Genomic DNA, 15,534 nt, shown 5'->3' with positions numbered 1-15,534 from the left:
TGCACCGGAGACAATCGGTGCACCACACGAGAAAGCGCACAGAGAGCGACCGCAGAGAAGAAAGGCGTCAAGGCACCGTGATCGTCCGATCGTTCAAGGACATCGAGAACACCGACCGCCATGTGAAGTCGGCCTCGGGCACCTGGGAGAGCAAGCGCATCGTGCTCGCCAAGGAGAAGGTCGGCTTCTCCCTCCACGAGACCGTCCTGTACGCGGGCACGGAGACCTCGATGTGGTACGCCAACCACATCGAGGCCGTGCTGTGCGTCGAGGGCGAGGCCGAGCTCACCAACGACGAGACCGGTGAGACCCACTGGATCGCCCCCGGCACCATGTATCTGCTGAACGGCCATGAGCACCACACGCTCCGCCCGAAGACCGACTTCCGCTGCGTCTGTGTCTTCAATCCACCGGTGACCGGGCGGGAGGACCACGACGAGAACGGTGTCTACCCGCTGCTGACAGAGGAGGGCTGACCATGACCACCACCCCCGTACGGACCGATCTGTATCCCACGCGCGGCCTCGGCGAGGTGACCACCCCGCGGCAGGACCCCGTCGTCTGGTCCGCACCCGACGCGCCGGGACCGATCACGCCGGCCGATCTCGGACGCTTCGAGCAGGACGGCTTCCTCTCGGTCGAGCAGCTGATCGGCCCGGACGAGGTCGCGCTCTACCGCGCCGAGCTGGAGCGGCTGATCACCGACCCGGCGGTACGGGCGGACGAGCGCTCGATCATCGAGCCCAAGTCCCAGGACGTACGGTCCGTCTTCGAGATCCACCGCATGAGCGAGATCTTCGCCGGACTCGTGCGCGACGAGCGGGTGGTGGGCCGTGCGCGACAGATCCTCGGCTCCGACGTCTATGTGCACCAGTCCCGGATCAACGTCAAGCCGGGCTTCGGCGCCTCGGGCTTCTACTGGCACTCGGACTTCGAGACCTGGCACGCGGAGGACGGTCTGCCGAACATGCGGACCGTCTCGGTCTCCATCGCGCTGACCGAGAACTTCGACACCAACGGCGGGCTGATGATCATGCCCGGGTCGCACAAGTCCTTCCTGGGCTGCGCGGGCGAGACCCCGCAGGACAACTACAAGCAGTCGCTGAAGATGCAGGACGCCGGCACGCCCTCGCACGAGGCGCTGACGGCCCTGGCCGACCAGCACGGCATCAAGCTCTTCACGGGCAAGGCCGGTTCGGCGACCTGGTTCGACTGCAACTGCATGCACGGCTCGGGCGACAACATCACGCCGTACCCGCGCAGCAATGTCTTCCTCGTGTTCAACAGCGTGGAGAACGCGGCGGTGCGGCCGTTCGCGGCGCCGGTGCCGCGGCCGGACTTCATCGGGGCCAGAGACTTCACCCCGGTGCGCTGACACCACCAGCGGGGCAGGGGCGGGGGGGGGGGGGGGGGGGGGGGGGCCCCCCCCCCCCCCGCGCCGCGGGGGGGGGGGGGGGGGGCCGCGGCCGGGGGGGGGGGGGGGGGGGGGGGGGGGGGGGGGGGGCGGGGGGGGGGGGGGGGGGGCGGCGTACCCCCCCCGCCCCGCCCCCCGCCCCCCCGCGCCCCCCCCCCCCCCCCCCCCCCCCCCCCCCCACCCCCCCCCCCCCCCCCCCCCCCCCCCCGCCGCGGGGGGGGGGGGCGCCCCCCCCCCCCCCCCCCCCCCCCCCCCCTTCTCCTCGGCCGGTCCGGGTCAGCTCTCCAGGGCCGGGTAGTCGATGTAGCCCTTGTCGTCGCCGCCGAAGAAGGACGCCGGGTCGGGGGCGTTGTACGGGCCGCCCGCCTTGAGCCGGGCCGGCAGATCGGGGTTGGCGAGGAAGAGCGCCCCGAAGGAGAGCAGATCCGCGGTGCCGTCCTCGATCAGCGCCAGCTCGCCGGCGCCGGTGAAGCCCTCGGTCGCCGCGTTGAGGATGAGCGTCCCCGAGAACAGCTTGCGCAGCGCGACGGTCAGTTCACGGTTGTTCTCGATCAGATGCAGATAGGCGAGGCCGATCGGCTCCAACTGCTTGACCAGCTCGGTGTACACGGGCTCCGGGTCGGGCTCCGACACCCCGTTGTACGGGTTGCCGGGCGAGATCCGGATCGCGGTCCGCTCGGCCCCGATCTCCGCCGCGACCGCACGGGTCACCTCGACCGCGAAGCGGATACGGGCCTCGTCGGAGCCGCCCCACTCGTCGGTGCGCAGATTGGAGTTGGGGGCCAGGAACTGATGGATCAGATAGCCGTTGGCGCCGTGCAGCTCGACCCCGTCGAAGCCGGCCTCGACCGCGTTGCGGGCCGCCGAGGCGAAGTCCGCGATCGTCTCCCGTACTTCGTCGGAGGTCAGCTCGCGCGGGGCGATGAAGTCCTTGGGGCCGTCGTGTGTGAAGACCTGCCCCGGCGCGGCGACGGCGGAGACGCCCACCGGGACCAGGCCGTCGGGCAGCAGGACCGGGTGGCCGATCCGGCCCGCGTGCATGATCTGCGCGAAGATCTTGCCGCCCTTGGCGTGTACGGCGTCGGTGACCTTGCGCCAGGCCGCGATCTGCTCCGCGCTGTGCAGTCCAGGGGTGTCGGGGTAGCCCTGACCGACCACGGAGGGCTGGGTGCCCTCGGTGATGATCAGACCCGCCGAGGCGCGCTGCGCGTAGTACTCCACCGTCGAGTCGGTGGGCGAGTGACCGGGGCCGAAGGCGCGGCTGCGGGTCATCGGAGCCATGGCGATGCGGTTGGTGAGCTGCGTACCCGACAGGTCGATCGGGTCGAACGCGGTGGTCATGGGGGCTCCCCTAGCGGTCGTGGAAGAACGGGACGGACGAGGGCGGCGCCGCGGCGCGCGACACACGGCCGACACATTATGTGGTCGACCAAGTAATCAACCGTCCGTCACCCTAGTCCATTCCCGGGGTCGATTATTGGCCGACCAAGTTAAACTTGTCGCCATGATCTCGGACCCGCCCGCGACCTCCGACGACCCCGCCTGTCCCGTCCAGCCGCCCGGCGCCGCGCGCGGCGGCCCGGTCAGCCACGCCCTCTCCCGGGTCGCCCGGCTGCACCGCATCGCCGCGGGGAAACTGCTGCGGCGCACCGGCCTCTACCCGGGCCAGGAGTTCCTGATGATGCATCTGTGGGACGCGGACGCCGTACGGCAGTCCGAGCTGATCAAGGCGATGGACCTCGACCCCTCGACGGTCACCAAGATGCTCCAGCGGCTCGACCACGCGGGGTACGTACGGCGCTCCGCCGACCCCCAGGACCGGCGCGCCGTACTGGTCACGGCCACCGGCGACAGCTGCACCCTGCGCGCCGAGGTGGAGGACGCCTGGACGGAGCTGGAGAAGCACACCCTCGCGGGACTCGACGACGCCGAACAGGCGGAGCTGGCCCGGCTGCTCGCCAAGGTCGAGGCCAACCTGTGCGGGGAGACGGCGGACTGCCCGGAACGGTCGTCAGTCCATCCGGCCGGCCGACGCGAAGGCGGCCAGCGCGATCAGTGACGCCGTCTCGTCCAGGGCCGCCGGGTCCTCCGTGAGCCTGCTGGTGGCGATCCGGACATGGGGGCGGGAGTACGCGACGCAGAACCGGCTGCCCGGCGAGACGGTGACACCCCGGGCGGCCAGGGTGACCAGCGCCGAGGTCTCGTCCGCCACCGGCACCCAGAGCATCAGACCGTCCCGGTTCGCGGTGGGCACCCCGTGCGCGGCCAGGCGCGTGGCCAGGGCGGTGCGCCGCAGGCCGTAGCGGCGGGCGGCGGCGCGTACATGCCGGGTCGTCGCGTCGTCGGTGAGCAGATGGGCCAGGGCGTCCTGGAGGATCCGGCTGGTCCAGCCCGTACCGAACGTACGCAGCACCCGCGCCCGTTCGACGACCTCCCTCGGCCCGCCGACCACCGCGATGCGCAGATCGGGCCCGTACGACTTGGAGTACGAGCGCACGAGGACCGTACGGCCGGGAAGGTGCGCACCGATGCTCGCGGCCGGTTCCATGGCGGCGGGGCCGATGCCGTCGTCCTCCAGGACGATCACGTTCGGGGCGGCCTCCAGCGTCGCCGCCAGCGCCGCCGCCCGCTCCTCGCCGACCGTCCAGCCGCAGGGCGCCTGGGCTCCCGACTGGTGCAGGAAGAGCGCCGGCCGCTGTTCGAGCGCCCGCGCGAGGGAGTCGGGGAGCGGCCCTTCCGTGTCACAGGCGACGGGCACGATCTGCGCGTCGAGCGCTTCGAGGATGTCCAGCAGCCGCGCGGCGGTCGGGTCCTCCACCGCGACCCGGTCCCCCGGCACGATCAGTGCCTGGCAGAGCAGTTGCACCCCCTCGTAGCCGCCCCCGACGGCCATCCAGCCGTCCGGTTCGAACGGCCAGGTGCCCCGTACGGCGTCCAGCAGCGCGGTCGTGATGGCCGAGCGTGAGTAGTCGTTGAGCCGCGGGCTGCGCGCGCCGGCGAGGAGGGCGTCCTCCAGCGCGGGCAGCAGGGCCGGGTCCGGGGCCGCGACGGCGAGGTCCAGCGTGAGATGGGAGCCGAGGTCGCCGACGCGCTCGAAGCGGACCGGGTGCGGGACCGCCGGCGGGCCGCTGACGACGCTGCCGCGCCGACCGAGCGTGGTGATCATCCGGTGTTTGCGCAGCACCGCCCACGCGTCCGCGACGGTGCCGGGGCTGACGCCCAGCTCGGCGGCGAGAGCGCGCACGGTCGGCAGTGTGCTGCCGGGCGCCAGCTCCCCGGAGCGGATGAGGTCCGTCATGGCGGCGGCGACCCCGCGCGCGCTGGTGTCCGTGATGCGCCCGGCCAGCCTGACCGCGCCGCGCGGACCGGCCGCCCACGTCCTGTCGACCGCGTTCTCCTGCATCGCCCACCCCTCGTCGGGCCGAACCCTGGCATGTGCTCCGTAGGTTACGGCATGGAAAATTTATGTTCGGACACAAACCAGATCTTGTTTGCCCTATCGCTGAACAATAGTGTTCCAGCCATCGCACGGCCGGATATGGCCGATTGAGGCTGAATACGGGCTATGCGTGACGTTGCGAGAAAACGCACCACCTGCAAGGAGTGTCTGCTGTGTCATCTCCCGTGATCCGTCTGGGACTTCGCGACTGGGACCATGTCGTACCGCTGGCCACGGGGACGGTGGACGTAGCGGGCTTCACGGTCCGGATCGACTCACGGGACATCACCCCCGATGTGCTCGCCGAGCCCGGTCTCGATGGGGGCGAGACCTCGTTCAGCCGCTATGTCCAGGCCCGTGCGGCGGGTGACGACCGGCTGGTCGGGCTGCCCGCGTTCGTCATGCGCGGTTTCCGGCAGCGCTGCGTGCTGGTACGGGCGGACAGCCCGCTGCGCTCCCTCGGCGAGCTGGCCGGGGCCCGGATCGGGCTCACCGGCTGGCCGGACTCCGGCAACACCTGGACCCGCGCCCTGCTGCGCGCCGAAGGCGTGGATCTCGCGGGCGTCGAGTGGCGCGTGGGTCCCCTGACCCTCGGCGAGTCGGGCAAGGACCGGCTGGGCAGCAGGCCGCTCCCGCCGTATGTCTCGGCCATGGCCGAGGGCGAGTCGCTGGAGGAGGAGCTGGCCGCCGGCCGGCTGGACGCGATCCTCACGCCGTTCATGCCGCGGGAGCTGTTCACCCCGGCCAGCCGCTTCCGGCATCTGCTCGACGATCACCGGGAGGCGGAGCGCGCGTACTGGTCGGCCACCGGGTTCGTCCCCGGGATCCATCTGGTCACGCTCAAACGGGAGACCGTCGAGGCCCATCCCACGCTGCCCGGCGCGCTGCTCGCGGGGCTGGAGCGGTCCAAGCGCCGCTGGGTCGCGCGCCGCCGGCTGCTCGCCGACACCACCCCGTGGCTGCTGGGCGAGCTGACCGAGTCGGCCCTGCTGTTCGGGGACGACTGGATGCCGTACGGGACCGAGCCCAACGCCGCGATGACCCGCGCCTTCTGCGAGGAGCTGTACGCGCAGGGGATCTGGCCCGAGCCCATCGACCCGGGCGTGGTCTTCCCCGAGGCCGCGCTCGCGACCGTACCGGCGCCCGCGACCCCGGCCCCGGCCCCGGCCGCGTCGGCGGCCACCCCCGCACCCGCACCCGCACCCGCACCCGCACCCGCACCCGCACCCGCACCCGCCAACTGAAACTCACCCCGGAGTCGTCCACCATGCGCATAGCCGTCGGACAGTTCGCCGCCACCCCCGACTGGAAGGACAATCTGGCCGCCTGCCAGGAGCTGACCGCCGAGGCGGAGGAGGGCGGCGCGGATCTGCTCGTGCTCCCCGAAGGTGTCCTGGCCCGCTTCACCGAGGACCGGCACCGCATCCGTGAGGTGGCCCAGCCCCTGGACGGCCCGTTCGTCACCGGACTGCGCGCCGCCACCGCCGGGGGCCGCACCACCGTGATCGTCGGCATCCATGAGCCGTCCGACGACGGCCGGGTGTTCAACACCCTGGTCGCCCTGCGCGGCGGGGAGCTGATCGCCCGCTACCGCAAGATCCATCTCTACGACGCCTTCGGCGACCAGGAGTCGGCCCATGTCCGCCCGGCGGACGAGCCGCCCGTCCTCGTCGAGGTGGCCGGCGTCAAGGTCGGCCTGATGACCTGCTACGACGTGCGCTTCCCCGAGCTGGCCCGGCTGCTCGTCGACGCGGGCGCCGAGGTGCTCGCGCTGCCCGCGGCCTGGGTGCGCGGCCCGGCCAAGGAACGCCACTGGGAGGTCATGATCACCGCGCGGGCCCTGGAGAACACCTGCTGGGTGGCCGCCAGCGGCGAGTGCGGTCCGCGCAATATCGGCAACAGCCTCGTCGTGGACCCGCTCGGCACCGTCCGCTCCCGGCTCGCCGCCGGGCCCGGTCTCGCCTGGGCCGAGGCAGACCCCGGCATCACGGCGGCGGCCCGCCGGGCACTGCCCGTCCTGGCCAACCGCCGGTTCACCGTCGACCCGACCGTCCTCCCCCTCGGAGCCCACTGATGAGCCCACAGACGAGAGTCCCGAAGCGATCCCCGAAGCGACGTCCGGCGCGCGTTCCGAAGCGACTCCCGGCGCGCGTCCCGAAGCGCGCCGTCGTCGCGGCCACCACCGCCCTGTCCTGTTGTCTCGTCCTCGCGGGCTGTGGCGCCAACCCGCCCCAGGCGGAGGGCGCCACCGACAGCTCCAGCGGCTCCGGAGCCGGGGCGGCCCAGCCCGCGCTGGCGGCGGACCAGGCGCTGCACGCCCAACTGCCCGCCAAGAACCGCGAGTCCGGCAAGCTGGTGTCGGTCAACAACGGCTCCTTCCCGCCGTACGAGATCGCCGGCTCGGACGGTCACAGCCTCACCGGCGCCTCCGCCGATCTCTCCACCGCCCTCGGGCAGCTCCTCGGCGTGAAGATCGAGCATCTGACCGCGGACGGTCTGCCCAGCGAGCTGACGGGTATCAAGGCCGGCCGCTACGACCTCGCGATCGGCCCGGTCGGGGACTTCAAGGACCGCCAGGGCGCCAACGACTTCGTCGACTGGGTACGCGAGTTCGTCGTCTTCGCCGTACCGAAGGGGAACCCGCACGGCATCAAGGACCTCGACAGCACCTGCGGACAGCGCATCGCGGTCATGGGCGGCGGCTCGGCGGAGGGCGTGATCAAGGCGCAGAACGAGAAGTGCGTCAAGGACGGCAAGCCGGCCGTCGCGATCCAGTCCTACAAGGACCAGCCCGGCTCCATCCTGGCCGTGCGCTCCGGCCGCGCCGACGCGTTCTTCTCCTCGCAGGCGCCGCTCACCTACTTCGTCGCGCAGGCCAAGGGAGACCTGGAACTGACCGGCACCGGCCAGTCCAACGGCTTCAACGACCTCTACCAGGGCGCCGTCGTCGCGAAGGACTCACCGCTGCGCGACGTACTCGTCAAGGCGATCCAGAAGCTCATCGACAACGGCGCCTACGGCCAGATCATGAAGAAGTGGGGGCTGTCCGCCAACGTCCTGGACAAGCCCGGCATCAACCTCGGCGGCGACGCCTGACCCCAGTGAGGAGGTGAGCCGACCCATGGCCACCGCACACTCCCCCACCACCGGAACCACCGGCCCCGGCACCGCCGGGGAGAACACCGAGAAGCACCGGCCCTCCACGGTCACCTCCGTGGACGTGGCGGGAGCCGCCCCCGTCCGCCATCCGCTGCGCTGGCTCTCGGTCCTGGTGCTCGCGGTCCTCGCCGCGCAGCTCGGCCATTTCCTGGTGACCAACCCGAACTTCGAATGGTCCACCGTCGGCAGCTACTTCGGCGCGCAGGTCATCGGTGAGGGCATCGCCACGACGATCGAGCTGACCGTGGTCGCCATGCTGATCGGCATCGTCGGCGGCGTACTCGTCGCGGTGGGCCGGATGTCGGAGAACCGGGTGCTGAGCGCGGTCTGCGGCGCGTACGTCTGGTTCTTCCGCGGCATCCCCGTCCTGGTGCAGCTCGTGTTCTGGTACAACCTCTCGGCGCTGCTGCCCCGGATCTCGTTCGGGGTGCCGTTCGGGCCGGAGTTCCTCAGCGGGCAGACCAACTCGCTCATCACACCGCTGCTCGCCGCCATCCTCGGTCTCGGTCTCAACGAGGCCGCGTACATGGCCGAGATCGTGCGCGGCGGTCTGCTCGGCGTCGACCAGGGCCAGACGGAGGCCGCCGCCGCGCTGGGCATGGGCAGGGCGCGGATACTGCGCCGCGTCGTACTGCCGCAGGCCATGCGGTTCATCGTGCCGCCCACCGGCAGCCAGGTGATCAACATGATGAAGGCCACCTCGCTGGTGAGCGTCATCGCCCTGGCCGATCTGCTCTACACCGTGCAGTCGATCTACAACCGCACCTTCGAGACCATCCCGCTGCTGATCGTCGCGTGCCTCTGGTACCTGGTCATGACGTCCGTGCTGTACGTCGGGCAGTCGTTCATCGAGCGGTACTACGCCCGCGGGGCGACCCGTAACACCCCCCAGAGCTTCTGGGACTTCGCGTTCTTCCGCCGCCGCGCGGCCCCGTCTCCCGCCGGGCGGGAGCAGTCGACACAGCAGGAGGAGACCCGATGACCAAGGACGCTCCCGCGACGGACGCGCCGGTGGACTCGGCGCCGGACGCCCCGGTGGACCCGGCGGCGGGCCCGCCCCTCGTCGTGGCCCACGACGTCCACAAGCGGTTCGGCCCGCTGGAAGTGCTGCGCGGCATCGACCTCGAAGTCCGCGCGGGCGAGGTCGTGGTGCTGCTGGGCCCGTCCGGGTCGGGCAAGTCGACGTTCCTGCGGTGCATCAACCATCTGGAACAGATCGACGCGGGCTCCATCCATGTCGGCGGCCGGCTGATCGGCTACCGCCGGTCCGGCTCCCGCGTCCACCATCTGCGCCCCCGCGAGGTGACCCGCCAGCGCCGTGACATCGGCATGGTGTTCCAGCACTTCAACCTCTTCCCGCATCTGACCGTGCTGGGCAATGTCATGGAGGCCCCGGTGGGGGTGCTCCGTACGCCGAAGGCCGAGGCACGGGAGACGGCGCTGGCGCTGCTGGCGCGCGTGGGCCTGTCGGACAAGGCGAGCGCCTATCCGCGTCAGCTCTCCGGCGGCCAGCAGCAGCGTGTCGCCATCGCCCGTGCCCTGGCGATGCGGCCGGAACTGATGCTCTTCGACGAGCCGACCAGCGCCCTGGACCCGGAACTCGTCGGCGAGGTCCTCGCCACGATGCGCGATCTGGCCCGGGACGGTCTCACCATGCTCGTGGTGACCCATGAGATCGGCTTCGCGCGGGAGGTGGCGGACCGGGTGGTCTTCATGGACGGCGGGCGGGTGCTGGAGAGCGGCACGCCCCGGGAGGTGCTCGACCACCCCTCCCACGAACGCACCCGGGCCTTCCTGGGGCGCTTCCTCTAGACACGTACGTCCGGAAGTCGCGCCGACCGCTCAGCCGGCGAGCACGTCCAGCGCCCGGTCCACATCGGCCGTGGTGTTGTAGAGGTGGAACGACGCCCGTACGTACCCGGCACGGAGCGACACCGCCACCTTGGCCCGGCGCAGATCGGGGTGGCGGTGCGTCAGTCCCGGGACGGACACGATCGCCGACTCGCCGGGGACCGGTTCATGGCCGAGCCCCGTCAGTCCCGCGCGGAAGCGGGCGGCGAGCGCGGTGTCATGGGCGTGGATCCTGTCGACGCCGATCTCCTCCAGCAGCGTGAGGGAGCGCTCGGCGCCGTGGTACGAGAGGAAGGCCGGCGGCTCGTCGAAGCGGCGCGCGGTGGTGGCCAGCCGCTCGACGGGCCCGTACGTACTGCCCCAGAGGTCCTCGGCGGCCACCCAGCCCGCGTGCCGGGGTGTCAGTGTCTCCTGGGCCTCCTCGGTCACGGTGAGGAAGGACGTACCGCGCGGGCAGAGCAGGAACTTGAACCCGCCGGTCACGGTGTAGTCGTACGCCCCCGCGTCCAGCGGCAGCCAGCCGGCCGACTGGCTCGCGTCCAGCAGCGTACGGGCGCCGTGCGCCGCCGCGGCGGCCCGGAGCGCGGGCAGATCGGCGACCCTGCCGTCCGCGGACTGGACCGCGGAGAAGGCCACCAGCGCGGTGCCCGGCCGCACCTCCGCGGCCAGCTTCTCCAGCGGCGCGTACCGGAGCAGGAGGTCGCCGCGGACCGCGAAGGGGGTGATGACCGAGCTGAACTCGCCCTCGGGGAAGAGGACTTCGTCGCCGGGCCGCAGGGCGGACGCGATCAGTCCGACATGGACGGCGACCGAGCCGCCCACCGCGACGCGCTCGGCGGGGACCCCGGCCAGCCGCGCGAAGGAGTCGCGCGCGGCGCCCACGGTCTCGAAACTGCCCGCGCCCTCACCGCCCCGGCCGGTCCCGTTCTCCCGGGCCAGCGTCTGTACGGCCTCGACCGACCTGCGGGGCAGCAGACCGCAGCTGGACGTATTCAGATATGTCGTATCCGGCGCGAACTCGGCGCCTCCCAGGGTGTCCATGGATCCACCCTGGAACCCGGCCACCTCATAGTCAATCGCGCATGGGTGAACGGCACTCCCAAGCAATCCTTATGAATGGGCCCCGGCCTGCGGAATCTCGCAGGAGCCGTCGGCGCCGTCCGGGTCACAGACCCCCGCGTCGGGCGACGGCCCGCCGACGGGTGTGATCACGCGCCCCTGCCACGCCTGCTCCAGCGCCTGAGTGAACACCTCGGCCGGCTGCCCGCCGGAGACGCCGTAACGCCGGTCGAGCACGAAGAACGGCACGCCGTTCGCGCCCAGTTCGGCGGCCTCGCGCTCATCGGCCCGCACCGCGTCGGCGTACGCGTCCGCGTCGGCGAGCACCTCGCGGGCCTCCGCCTCGTCCAGACCGGCCTCGACGGCGAGGGCTATCAGGGTCTCCTGGTCGTAGACGGAGCGTTCCTCGGCGAAATTCGCCCGGTAGGAGAGGTTCAGCAGTTCGTCCTGGCGGCCCCTGGCCTTGGCGAGATGCAGCAGCCGGTGGATGTCGAACGTACTGCCGTGATCGCGCCCCTCGATCCGGTATCCGAGCCCCTCGGAGCGCGCGTTGGCGGCGACGCCCTCCTCCATGGCGAGCGCCTCCGTACGGCTGCGCCCGAACTTGGCCGCCAGCATGTCGACGACCAGCCCGGTGTCCCCCTTGGCGCGCCCCGGATCCAGCTCGAACGACCGGTGGACCACCTCGACCTCGTCCCGGTGGGCGAAGGCGGCGAGCCCCTTCTCGAACCGGGCCTTGCCGATGTAGCACCAGGGACAGGCGATGTCGCTCCAGATCTCGACGCGCATGTTTCCGCTTCTCTCCAGGGTCGTGGGTGTCGTTGCCAGGGGGCTGCCGGAGGCAGCCTCCGCCGCTTCGGCAACGCGTCCGCGGCCCGTGGGATTCCCCGCCCGTCCCTCGGTCCCTCACGGGACGTCGTGCGGCACCTGGTGGATGTAGGAGGCACCACAGGCGTGGCAGAGGGGCTGCCCGGCGGGGGTGCCCCAGGCGTGCGCGCTCTGGGTGGCGGCGTCCGGGTCCAGTTCGCGTCCGCACAGCGCGGTCGTCCGGTCCAGTCGCGTCATGTGCCAGATCTCGAATCGGGGTTCCGCGTCATGGGGTGAGGCGCCCTCCGCGTACTGCGCGCGCATTTCGTATTCCATGCTGGATCTCCTGTCCGGCGTCATGGCCCACGGAACGTAGTGGCCCACGGAACGACGACGCATGATTGCCCGCTATCCCGGACGGTTGAAACAGCGGCCACCCCTCCCCCGGGGACCGGTGAATTCCCGGACAGGGAAATGCCCCGCCCGGCCCGGTGAGCCGGACGGGACGGGGCGGTTTCGTTCAGAAGCGCTGGAAGAACACGACGGACCGCAGCGTGAGACGCTCGCTCGCCGAGCCGCCGGGGCGCAGGGTGTACGCGTCGCCGTCGCAGTCCGGACCGGTGAAGACGACCGCGGTGGCCGTCGTGTGGTTGCGGGGCGTATGCGCGGGCGGTACGTATTCGCCCGCCGCCTCCGGAAGGGTGACGCAGACCCAGTTGCCGGGGTCCACCACTCCCCCGACCCGTGGCTTTCCCGCGATATCCGTATAGACATAGGTGAATTCACCGTCGGCCGCCGAAGCGGAGCCGGGTACGGAGACGAGCAGGGCGAGGGCGCCGGCGGCGGCGGCCAGGGTGGTGCGAAGACGCATACGAGTGACTCCTTCGTCGTGACGCCATGAGGCTCCACGACAGGGTCCGGGCGCGGAGACTCAAAGGCGGCGCGTCACCCGAAAGCAGTCCGGGAATCGCTCTTCTGTGCCCCGGCCGGCGCCGCCGTCACCGTGTTCCCCTCGACCGCGGGGCAGCGCGAACGCGCCCCACGGTCGCATATGCCCAGGTCAGGATCTCCCTTTCCGTCGGCCCCGCCGAGCGCCCTACGGGGCCCGGCGCCCTACGGGGCCCGGGGGCACGTGTCCGCGGGGAGCCGGTCGAGCCGGCGCAGACAGGTACCGTGCCAGGTGAGTTCGTCGAGGGGTACGGCGAGGCTCAGCCGCGGGAAGCGGCGGAAGAGGCCCGTCAGCGCCTCGTGCACGAGCCGGCGCCCGAGCGCCGCGCCGAGGCAGTAGTGGGGCCCGTGCCCGAAGGAGAGATGACCGGCGGTGGCACGGCGGTGCGCGTCGGCACCTGCCGGATCGGCGCGCGCCGGATCGCCGCGCAGCGGATCGCCGCGCAGCGGGTCGGCACGCAGCGGATCCGGCCAGGCGGCGGGGTCGAGGTTGGCCGCGAGGACGGACGTGACGACCACGGCGCCGCGCGGCAGCGGGACGCCCGCGAGGACGCAGTCGTCCCGGGTGAACCGCCAACCCGTGTGCTGGAAGGGCGGGTTCAGCCGCAGGATCTCCTCGGTGACCGCCGTCGTGTACGCGGGGCCGCCGCCGTGACCGGCGCCGAGACCGTGCCGTACCTCGGGGCGCCGCAAGGCCATGAGGGCGCCCGACGGGACGACGGTGGAGAGCGAGTCGACCGTACCGATCAGCAGCATGCCGAGCATCCCGGCCAGTTCGGCGTTGCCGATCCGTCCGCTCTGCCGGGCGTGCAGCAGCGCCGTGGCGGCGGTGGGGTCCGGGGAGCGGCGCGCGGCGCCGATGATGTGCAGGACCGTCTGGGCGAAGACATGGTGCGCCGACCGGGCCTCCTCGGTGCCCGGGACCGCGCCGCTGGCGGCGAGGGCGGCCGTCACCGCCGCGGCGCGCCGCTCGGGGACGATGCCGAGGATCTCCCCGGCCGTCGCCCCGGCCAGGGGCAGGGCGAGATCGGTGACGATGTCGATCCGGCCGCGTCCGGCCAGCGAGCCGATGATCCGGTCCAGCGCGTCCCGCAGCCGCGCGCCCGTACGCTCCGTCGCGGCGGCGGTGAAGTACGGGGCGACGATACGGCGCAGCCCGCGGTGGCGTTCCCCGGACGCGGAGAGCAACTGCGGCGCGTGGGCGAAGAAGTCCTCGGGGTAGCGGCGGTCCGGGAAGCCCTGCACCGGACCGCCCACCTCACCGATGTCATTGGTCAGCCGGGGGTCGGTGAGAACGCCGCGCGCGACGGCGGGGCCGGTGGCGGCCCAGGCGCGCAGACCGCCGCCGAGCGTGACCGGGCGCAGGGCGGGCCCGTCCGGTGCGGTGAGGCGTCGCGCGGCGGCGCCGAATCCGCGCTCGTGCAGGGCCGGGCAGGCCAGCGGGACCGGCCCCGGGGCCGGCGGGTGTGCACCCGTCATGCGGTGGTGAGGACGAGGGCGGTGATCCGGTCCTCCGTCGAATCGCTGATGGTCTCTCCTCGGGTGGCCGGCCGCGTCAGCGAGCCATGGCGGGTGGGGTGAGTGCGGCGTCCAGGTAGGGGTTGTCGACCGGGGCCGGGGGGCGGACCAGCCGACGGCGTTCCAGCTCGCACAGGCTGGTGCGTTCGTAGCGCCGCCGCAGCCCGAGATAGGCCGTGGCCTCGGCGCCGTACAGATCCACGGCACGCTCCAGACCGCTGGGGTAGGGCCGGTCGGGGACCAGCGCGAGGCGCAGCCAGGGCACACACCGCTGGAGCGCCTCGTTCACGCGCGTCACCGGCGTCTCGGTCGGGTGCACGATGTGGTGGACGCGCGCCCCGGGCGGTACGTCCGATGTGTCCGTGGTGGTGGTCACCTGCTCGGCGAGGCGCAGCATCGCGCGGGCCGCGTCGTCGACCTGCAACAGGTTGATGCTGGCGTCCGGAGCGCCCAGCAGCCGGATCGTCAGTCGTCCCGTGGCGTCGAGCGGGGCGGAGGAGGAGTCGACCAGCGCCCGGGGGCCGTGCCTCAGGAAGAGGGTCAGCTTGGCGGCCAGCACGGCGTAGGTGTGCTGCGGTGCGCAGGGCAGCGCGGCCCGGTCGCTGATCAGCACACTGGGCCGGAAGACCGTGGCGCTCCGGCCCGGGGTACGCGCCCACTCGTGGACCAGCCGCTCGGCGCCGTACTTGGACTCCTCGTACGGCGTGAGAAAGCCGTCGGCCTGTAACTGCCGCTCGGGTACGACGCCGTCGAACCGCGCTCCGGCGACGAACGCGGTGCTGACATGGAACAGATGCGGGGCACGGCGGCCGGCCGCGGCCAGCGCGAGGATCTGCCGGGTGCCCTCCACATTGGTCCGGTGCAATTCCCAGGCGTCCCCGTGCAGTTTGGTCAGCGCGGCACAGTGCAGAACGGCGTCCACACTGTCCGCGAGCGTCTGGAACTCGCCCTGGGACAGGCCGAGCCGGGGGCGGTCGAGGGTGATCTGGACGGCCCGCACCTGACGCGCCACCCGCTGTACGGTCTCGGCCGGCGCCCCGGCCGAACGCAGGGCCAGCGTGAGAGCGGCCATGGCCCGGTGCGGGGGCTTGCGCACCAGCGCCACCACCCGGGTGCCCTGCGGCAGCAGATGCAGCAGCAGATACGAGGCGAGGAAGCCGGTGGCTCCGCTGACGGCGATCGTGGAGCCGGCCAGGGCGGGGGTGGCCGGGTCGGGACCGCGGCAGGGGCCCGGCGCTTCGGAGGGGCCGGACACCACGACACCGGGTTCGTCGGGTTCGTCGGGGTCCGGGTCGGGCAATTCAGGATCGGGCATGCCGTCTCTTCACATTCTTCGCGG

16 protein-coding genes are annotated in these 15,534 nt (G+C 72.2%); 8 read left to right on the top strand and 8 right to left on the bottom strand.

The window, feature by feature from the left end:
• Window positions 1-77 precede the first annotated feature (77 nt).
• Both ACIOGX_RS10485 and thpD read left to right on the top strand, forming a co-directional pair.
• Window positions 78-476: an ectoine synthase gene (locus ACIOGX_RS10485; protein WP_129769662.1), complete on the top strand. Its 399-nt coding sequence runs from the start codon at window positions 78-80 to the stop codon at window positions 474-476.
• A 2-nt stretch (window positions 477-478) separates the two neighbouring features.
• Window positions 479-1,375 (top strand): ectoine hydroxylase, encoded by an 897-nt coding sequence (thpD, locus tag ACIOGX_RS10480; protein ID WP_356517264.1) that lies wholly within the window; start codon window positions 479-481, stop codon window positions 1,373-1,375.
• Window positions 1,376-1,690: 315 nt separating this feature from the next.
• On the opposite strand, the gene ACIOGX_RS10475 is transcribed toward thpD, so the two are convergent.
• Window positions 1,691-2,755 carry an alkene reductase gene (locus tag ACIOGX_RS10475; RefSeq protein WP_384766050.1) on the bottom strand — a complete coding sequence of 355 codons (1,065 nt, stop codon included), beginning with the start codon at window positions 2,753-2,755 and terminating at the stop codon, window positions 1,691-1,693.
• Window positions 2,756-2,918: 163 nt separating this feature from the next.
• Between ACIOGX_RS10475 and ACIOGX_RS10470 the strand changes: the two genes are divergently transcribed.
• Entirely contained in the window at window positions 2,919-3,473 is a 555-nt protein-coding gene (locus ACIOGX_RS10470) for a MarR family winged helix-turn-helix transcriptional regulator (protein WP_356517260.1), read from the top strand.
• Here the strand turns inward: ACIOGX_RS10470 and ACIOGX_RS10465 are convergent.
• Window positions 3,426-4,817 carry a PLP-dependent aminotransferase family protein gene (locus ACIOGX_RS10465; protein WP_401911898.1) on the bottom strand — a complete coding sequence of 464 codons (1,392 nt, stop codon included), beginning with the start codon at window positions 4,815-4,817 and terminating at the stop codon, window positions 3,426-3,428. The two genes, ACIOGX_RS10470 and ACIOGX_RS10465, sit on opposite strands and share 48 nt — an antisense overlap.
• Before the next feature lie 209 nt (window positions 4,818-5,026).
• Here ACIOGX_RS10465 and ACIOGX_RS10460 point away from each other — a divergent pair, with 209 nt between their 5' ends.
• The 5 genes from ACIOGX_RS10460 to ACIOGX_RS10440 are packed head-to-tail and all read left to right on the top strand — an operon-like array spanning window position 5,027 to window position 9,824.
• Window positions 5,027-6,097, top strand: coding sequence for a hypothetical protein (locus tag ACIOGX_RS10460; protein ID WP_401911895.1), 1,071 nt, complete (start codon window positions 5,027-5,029; stop codon window positions 6,095-6,097).
• Between the two features lie 23 nt (window positions 6,098-6,120).
• The gene (locus ACIOGX_RS10455) at window positions 6,121-6,927 is read left to right on the top strand and encodes a deaminated glutathione amidase (RefSeq protein WP_401911893.1); all 807 of its coding nucleotides are present in this window, start codon (window positions 6,121-6,123) and stop codon (window positions 6,925-6,927) included.
• Window positions 6,927-7,949, top strand: a complete 1,023-nt coding sequence (locus ACIOGX_RS10450; protein ID WP_401911890.1) for an ABC transporter substrate-binding protein — start codon at window positions 6,927-6,929, stop codon at window positions 7,947-7,949. Before ACIOGX_RS10455 ends, ACIOGX_RS10450 begins: the two co-directional genes overlap by 1 nt.
• Window positions 7,950-7,974: 25 nt before the next feature.
• Complete coding sequence (locus ACIOGX_RS10445; protein WP_356517251.1) at window positions 7,975-8,994, top strand: amino acid ABC transporter permease; 1,020 nt, start codon at window positions 7,975-7,977, stop codon at window positions 8,992-8,994.
• Window positions 8,991-9,824 carry an amino acid ABC transporter ATP-binding protein gene (locus tag ACIOGX_RS10440; protein ID WP_356517249.1) on the top strand — a complete coding sequence of 278 codons (834 nt, stop codon included), beginning with the start codon at window positions 8,991-8,993 and terminating at the stop codon, window positions 9,822-9,824. The genes ACIOGX_RS10445 and ACIOGX_RS10440 overlap by 4 nt, the downstream gene beginning before the upstream one ends.
• Window positions 9,825-9,854: 30 nt before the next feature.
• Here ACIOGX_RS10440 and ACIOGX_RS10435 read toward each other — a convergent pair whose 3' ends face one another.
• The 6 genes from ACIOGX_RS10435 to ACIOGX_RS10410 all read right to left on the bottom strand — a co-directional run bounded on the left by ACIOGX_RS10435 (window position 9,855) and on the right by ACIOGX_RS10410 (window position 15,510).
• Window positions 9,855-10,904, bottom strand: a complete 1,050-nt coding sequence (locus tag ACIOGX_RS10435) for an aminotransferase class V-fold PLP-dependent enzyme (protein WP_401911887.1) — start codon at window positions 10,902-10,904, stop codon at window positions 9,855-9,857.
• Between the two features lie 69 nt (window positions 10,905-10,973).
• On the bottom strand, window positions 10,974-11,711 hold the full coding sequence (locus ACIOGX_RS10430) for a DsbA family oxidoreductase (protein WP_356517245.1): 738 nt from the start codon (window positions 11,709-11,711) through the stop codon (window positions 10,974-10,976).
• Window positions 11,712-11,828: 117 nt separating this feature from the next.
• Complete coding sequence (locus ACIOGX_RS10425; RefSeq protein WP_356517243.1) at window positions 11,829-12,065, bottom strand: hypothetical protein; 237 nt, start codon at window positions 12,063-12,065, stop codon at window positions 11,829-11,831.
• Between the two features lie 184 nt (window positions 12,066-12,249).
• A complete protein-coding gene (locus tag ACIOGX_RS10420; protein WP_401763427.1) occupies window positions 12,250-12,600 on the bottom strand; it encodes a hypothetical protein in 351 nt (116 codons plus the stop codon).
• Between the two features lie 242 nt (window positions 12,601-12,842).
• A complete protein-coding gene (locus ACIOGX_RS10415) occupies window positions 12,843-14,156 on the bottom strand; it encodes a cytochrome P450 (protein ID WP_401911882.1) in 1,314 nt (437 codons plus the stop codon).
• 76 nt (window positions 14,157-14,232) lie between these two features.
• The gene (locus ACIOGX_RS10410) at window positions 14,233-15,510 is read right to left on the bottom strand and encodes an SDR family oxidoreductase (RefSeq protein WP_401911880.1); all 1,278 of its coding nucleotides are present in this window, start codon (window positions 15,508-15,510) and stop codon (window positions 14,233-14,235) included.
• Window positions 15,511-15,534 lie beyond the last annotated feature (24 nt).

The organism is Streptomyces sp. NPDC088147 (genome assembly GCF_044741565.1).
In the GTDB taxonomy this organism is placed as follows: Bacteria; Actinomycetota; Actinomycetes; order Streptomycetales; family Streptomycetaceae; genus Streptomyces.
The sequence above is the reverse complement of the archived record's forward strand: the minus strand, read 5'-3'. Positions and strand labels throughout refer to the sequence as shown.